This is a genomic window from Paenibacillus jiangxiensis (assembly GCF_046098255.1).
Taxonomy (GTDB): Bacteria; Bacillota; Bacilli; order Paenibacillales; family Paenibacillaceae; genus Paenibacillus; species Paenibacillus jiagnxiensis.
The window spans coordinates 21370-27369 of sequence record NZ_JBJURI010000051.1; the positions used below are offsets into that span (position 1 = coordinate 21370).

5 protein-coding genes are annotated in these 6000 nt (G+C 45.9%); 2 read left to right on the forward strand and 3 right to left on the reverse strand.

Annotated features, from left to right (window positions below):
* The first annotated feature begins 352 nt into the window (after positions 1 to 352).
* Complete coding sequence (locus ACI1P2_RS30065; protein ID WP_355327170.1) at positions 353 to 772, forward strand: hypothetical protein; 420 nt, start codon at positions 353 to 355, stop codon at positions 770 to 772.
* Between the two features lie 705 nt (positions 773 to 1477).
* On the opposite strand, the gene ACI1P2_RS30070 is transcribed toward ACI1P2_RS30065, so the two are convergent.
* The 3 genes from ACI1P2_RS30070 to ACI1P2_RS30080 all read right to left on the reverse strand — a co-directional run bounded on the left by ACI1P2_RS30070 (position 1478) and on the right by ACI1P2_RS30080 (position 3182).
* Positions 1478 to 1765 (reverse strand): hypothetical protein, encoded by a 288-nt coding sequence (locus tag ACI1P2_RS30070; RefSeq protein WP_355327173.1) that lies wholly within the window; start codon positions 1763 to 1765, stop codon positions 1478 to 1480.
* 590 nt (positions 1766 to 2355) lie between these two features.
* Positions 2356 to 2526 carry a hypothetical protein gene (locus ACI1P2_RS30075; RefSeq protein WP_355327175.1) on the reverse strand — a complete coding sequence of 57 codons (171 nt, stop codon included), beginning with the start codon at positions 2524 to 2526 and terminating at the stop codon, positions 2356 to 2358.
* 32 nt (positions 2527 to 2558) lie between these two features.
* Positions 2559 to 3182: a class D sortase gene (locus tag ACI1P2_RS30080; RefSeq protein ID WP_355327178.1), complete on the reverse strand. Its 624-nt coding sequence runs from the start codon at positions 3180 to 3182 to the stop codon at positions 2559 to 2561.
* A gap of 629 nt (positions 3183 to 3811) precedes the next feature.
* Here ACI1P2_RS30080 and ACI1P2_RS30085 point away from each other — a divergent pair.
* Positions 3812 to 6000: isopeptide-forming domain-containing fimbrial protein (locus ACI1P2_RS30085; RefSeq protein ID WP_408976382.1), on the forward strand; the 2189-nt coding region annotated here is incomplete at its 3' end.

Here is a 6000-nt window from a genome sequence, read left to right on the forward strand (position 1 = left end):
AAGCCACTTTTCAGCTCAACCCAGTAACTCCGGTCTGAGTTTTAGTAATACGGTGATTTTTAATACCCCCAGCACTCCCGCACAAAGTACTTTGAACATTAGAAATGCTAATCTAGTAGAGCAAAGATTCGGTAGCCTGAATGTGAGTGTAGTTAAACTGGCTTAATCGGTTACAGTTCAACTGCCTATCGGTCAATGTAGAGGCCCGATGAAAGTCAATCTTGCCATCCTTCAGACGTTTATAAGGTTCTGAAGGATGGCCGCTTCTAAATTAATAAACCATTAACCTTAATACCTCCATGAAATCCATCCTGGTGGTTAAGGGCAATTTCCAATTCGAAGGATGATCATATTGAATAGTCAAGACGAGCATAAGGAAAATTTGGAACGGTTGAGACAAATCCAAATCGAGGTGGAACGTGTGTTCACTAACAAGAACAAACATGAAATGGGAACAAATCACGACCGTACGGAGGAAAGGGAGCTACTTGACGTCACCTTCGAAAATGAATTAAGACTGCACAGCATTTATAAACAGCTGAACGACTTGGAGAAGGAAGTCAGAGGATTGGTGAGTCAGGTCGAAAACCGAGGGAAGGATGGAAAGAAACCAGGCCCCAAACCCAAAGGAGGAATCAAAAGACACTACACCGTAACCATGCCGCAGCAAGATTGGGATATCATCGATAACATGATCAAGGAAGGCCGTTTTAGATATGTTTCAGATTATTTTCGTTTTCTGCATCGCTCTTTCATCAAAAGTCAGATATAGAATGTATGGACTGTGCACGTTCTCAACTCAAGTGGCCTTGTACATATGTGCAGGGCTTAGGTCGATGGTAAGGAGGCAGCAGGAACTGGCTCAGAGGATAGATGTAATGATTTCCAAATGTTTAGAAATAAGTATGGCAAAACCCTGCTGGCCTGGGTCTGCAGGGTTTTGTGTGCTGGGCAAGATGATTAACCCCGCTTCTAAATCTTGCGAATCTTTTGAATGCGGGTGATGAATTTAGGTAGGTGAAGCTTAAGGTTTTATCCAGAACGCCTGATTAAGTTATACTATGTATAAGGGAGATGATGATGATGCAAAATTCAAGAGATCCGTTTCAAGGATTAATTGCAATTCCCTCTGACCTTTCAAGAGAAGAAATTGGTTCCATTATGCGGAAAGGCCGGCGTAAGATGAATCAGAAGCAGGATTCTGATGCTGTACGAGAAGCAACGCAAAGTATACAGGAACATATTTATCGTGTAGATTGTAAAAGAGCCCGAGTATAATCATAATCGAGCTCTTTTTTCTCTTTTTCCTCCGACCTGTATGATACTGTAGAAGACGACCAAATCCCAGAATTCTAGAGACTAGGACACCTTAACTCTATGATTGCTTACTGACCGGGCCGCAGTTGCCTTATCCCCTTTATTAGGTTCCGCCCATTCCTTTAGTTATACTATCGAGTATGTTAAGACGCTTCGATCCTTAAATATCTGAATTATGCAATTCACTAAAGAGCTGCAGTGCGTCTTTGAAACCTTGTATGTATATACTTTTTTCTAAGATGGATTGAAGAGAAATTTGGGCATCTTCGTACAGAAACACCGTATGCTGAAGTTGATCGGGAATAGCTTCACATATTGATCTAAAATGCTCATTCATCTCAACAGATAGCTGCATATAGTCTGTGTGATTCTCTAGAAGCTCGCTGTAGAGTAATTCTAAACGTATTCGAATGAGTGGTTCTGCTAATGATTCCAATGCATTGACCATCTCAGTTCCTCCTTTTATCAATTTTCAAAATGATTGTAAAGGTAAAATAAGATTACTCCAAGATACGATAGAATTTATTTTTACAGAAATATACCCTATAGGGTGTTACCGAGCAGCTTTGGATGAAGATAATATGATATAATCAGGTAAAATATGGTATGGAGGAAGTAATACCAAGAAAAAGAGGATATTGAAGTCATCGACGCTATGTCGGACGATAAGTTGAATTGAGAGGCAGAACGATAACGGTGTCATTCGTAGATACATAATAAGGTCTCTGTTCGCTGGAGACCTTTCTTTGTGGTTAATGTTGTGGTTCAGCAATTAAACAAAGATATTAAGAGATTCGTAAGCATCCACGATTTCTCGAGGGAGGGAGGGGGGGCAAAATGACCGTTTCAAGGTCAATGAATTGTGCCAAAATTGGAATAAGATCGTGCTGGAAATTGGTTCACAAGCAGCGGCTCATCGTGATGAACCAAGCAAAAGAAGCGCCGTAACCCATGTGCGGGCGCGGTGCTTCACTTTTTTAGTATCACACTATTTATTCAATCATTCCACCATTAATGCGATAAACCAGCCGATTCATTTCATCGATCCGACGGCTCCAGGTCGTTTATCGACTTGCGCACTATCTTCCCTTGCTCCATTTGCTGTATGGATTCCATTAACCTTTTAATATTAGCCGGGTTATAAAAAGCATCGGTTTGAGTTGTAATCTCAAATGGGATTCCGCTTCTGTTTTTCAAGTCTTCATCCATCCGAAGCACCTCTTCCATGCAGGTTAATTATTTTAGGAATTCACATGATCAACCGGATAAGCATACAGAATGTATCGCTCAGGCGCACTGCCCACATAATGAAACGGATAGCAGGTGGAAACAACCAGCACCTCTTTGCCCATTTTACGAATCACGGAAGTATCGTCTTTGTCCACAATATCCGTGCTTTTAATCTCGTATTCGTATGTACCATAGGGCAGCTTGACGATAAAACGATCCCCGATCGCCAGCTTGCCGAAATTGCGGAACACGGTGTCCCGGTGTCCGGATAGCAAAATCTGTTCGTTATCCGAAGGAAACACAGTAGTGCTGTAATGTCCAACTCCCCGTTCAAGCATCTCCTCATCCGTGCCTTCGATAATCGGCAAATCTTCGTTCAGCTTTGGAATCTCCAGCAATCCGATCACATCGTTTTGCTTTGGCTTAAATTCACTTCTATCGATCAGGGGAGTGGGACTGGATATTTTAGTCAGCCGTGTCTCTTCCGCCACACTCATATCCGGCTGGCCGACCAGCGCGTTGGCTTCGGCCATCGCTTCCTTCAGGTTGGCTTGATGCTGAAAATATTGCATGGCCCCGACAGCCAGCAGGCCTGCTCCAGCTACTGACAACAAAATACCTGCGACTTTACGCATGCGTCTTCCCTCCCGATTTTGTATAAATATGCAACAATAGATTTACGAATACTGCTTAACATTTTCTATAATTTCACAATACGATCTTACCCTCTCCCTGTAAGAAAATCCAGAGAAGAAAGTAGCATTCCTCATAAATCGCTGTACCAAGCCTTCAAATCGAAGTTTGTTCTTATTTTGTATGTGCGAAAAGGAGCTTCGTCATTGTCATACCCTGGTGGTGCATTGTTCTGGGACTTATGACAAATTACTCATGTTTGGGTGAAAATATTGTCTATATTTGGATGCTCGATTATACTAGGCGTGAAACAATGTTAAAAATTTTAAATATAGTGCCGGAGAGGAGGAGGGAGGACACGTCAACTGCAATTACCGGCAATCTCAAATTCACAAAGAGTTTGGAGGGGGGATGTGTTCTGCCCGCTGAACAACCAGATCAAACATATACATAAATCGGGTACTTGTAAAAAACGGAAAATACCGGTGCTGGTGAGTAAGGGAATGACACTGTCAAACCAGGCACCTGTGATCTGGAATAACAACAATTTGGGGGGAGACAATTGGTTAATACCCGCTCCACACGGCGAACAAGCGTATTCAAGCGTCTTTTTATTAAATTTTCTGTATTTATGCTAATCATCGGCATTCTGCCTGTTGCTCAACCATCCTTCACCCCTGCAACCCAGGCGGCGGATAGTCCTTGCGCGGCTCCGGTAACGCTGCTTAACGGCAGCTTTGAGGAAGGGCCTTCCAGGGGGACGGCGAACAACGGTACTGGGGGAGGCATCTATTTCAAGGAATCCGAGGTTCCTGCATGGAAAACTACGGACGATGCCATCGGTGAGAAAGCCATTGAAATCTGGAACTGGGCGGAGAATATTCCTGGAGGAATAAAAACAACCTATCCTGCACCACCAAATGGCAACAGATGGGCGGAATTAAATGCCTTTGAGAACGGCATGCTGTATCAGGATGTGGCGACCGTACCTGGACAAACCATCCACTGGCGCTTGTCCCATATGGGTCGAGGCGGAGTCGACACAATGCAGCTTCGCATTGGAGCGGCTACTGCTAATCCATACGATGCTGTTGTACAGGAACAAATGAGTGACGGAAACACGGCATGGGGAACTTATACGGGTACTTATACGGTTCCGGAAGGCCAGAACGTAACACGCTTTGGTTTTGAGGCGGTGAGTTCAACGGGTGGAAGCCTGGGAGCAGGCAACTTCCTCGATGATATCTTCCTCGGAACAGAGCCGTGCGTAACCTCCAACAAGACGGTTGATCCACCGGGAGAGGTCAAAGCCGGCAGTGAGCTGACGTATACGATTAATGTCAAGAACGAAGGCGGGGACGTCGCGGCAGATGCGGCCATTACGGATGCCATCCCGGCTGGAACGGAATACGTCCCTGGATCGATGGTTCTGAATAATGGCTCCGCGGCCAAAAATCTGACGGATGCGGACGATACTGACGAAGGTTTTTTTGACGGAGAGCAGATCAACATCAAGATTGGGGATCTGGCGAATACCGACAAGTTGGATAATGGGGTCACCGTGCAATTTAAGGTGAAAGTGTTGGATGATTACGCGGTGAAATCCGTTAACAACAAGGCCCAAATCAGCTATGAAAACTTATTGACCGAAGAAAAAGAGCAGACGGAAACCAATCTAACAACAACGCCGATTACGTTTCCTATGCTGGAATCCAATAAAACGGTAACCATTCAGGAAAAAGCTTCAGGGAATACCGATGCAGAGCATCCTGAAGTGGGAGACACGTTGTTGTACAGCATTGAGACCCGTAATATGAATGTGGGTACTACGGTGAAAAATCTCACCATTTCAGACGTGGTTCCGGCAGAGCTGGAATATGTGCCGGGCAGTCTGACTGTGGATGGCAAGTCCGTTACCGATAGTGAAGACGACGATGCCGGTCATTATGCTGGCGGCAATGTTGTCGGTGAGTTCGGAGACATCACGGATACGAATGAGCATACAGTAACATTCCAAGCCGTCGTCAAACCGGGCCAAGCCGGCAAGGACATTATCAATATCGCCACGGCAGGCGGCGACAATGTGGATACTCCGGACCATCCGCGAGAAGAAGTGCAGGTGTATCCGCGCAATCCGCAGATTGAATCGGAGAAGTTCGCAGCGAATGTGGATGCAAGCAAGGCTACGTATAACGTGGGAGACACCATCTCCTATACGATTCGTACGAGAGCCGTCGTAAACGACACCTATCTGGAAAATCTGACGATCACAGATACGCTGCCTGAAGGGCTGCAATACGTATCAGGCAGCTTGAAAGTGGATGGTGTATCTGTGTCAGACGCGCAAGATGGTGATGCCGGACATTCCGTTTCCGGTGAAGTGTATGGTTCATTTGGCAATGTCGAAGATCTGAACTGGCATACGCTGGAGTTCCAGGCGGTGATTCAGGACGGACAAGGCGGCAAGACGATCCAGAATACCGGGAAAGTAACCGGAGACAACGTTAACGTGCCGGGCGAACCAACTGACAAGGTTGTGGTTGAGGTACCACCGACTCCACCGGTAGATCCTCCTACAGATCCGCAAGATCCGGGTGACGGAGGCTCAGGTGGTGGCGGAGGCGGCGGATCGAACGACGATGACGACGATGATTCGCGCACTCCAGTGCTGGAATCCGAGAAATCGGCGAAGGACGTAAACGGGGGCAGCATCGAAGTTGGCGATACGATCGAGTATACGATTCGCGCCCGCAACACCGTTTCGAACAGCAGTGTAACGAACATGGTCATTTCCGACGACCTGCCGGAAGAGCTGGAATA

Excerpts from the sequence above, each read along its gene's own strand:
- ACI1P2_RS30070 (WP_355327173.1), bottom strand. The coding sequence starts at position 1,765 with ATGGTCAATGCATTGGAATCATTAGCAGAACCACTCATTCGAATACGT.
- ACI1P2_RS30075 (WP_355327175.1), bottom strand. The coding sequence starts at position 2,526 with ATGGATGAAGACTTGAAAAACAGAAGCGGAATCCCATTTGAGATTACA.
- ACI1P2_RS30080 (WP_355327178.1), bottom strand. The coding sequence starts at position 3,182 with ATGCGTAAAGTCGCAGGTATTTTGTTGTCAGTAGCTGGAGCAGGCCTG.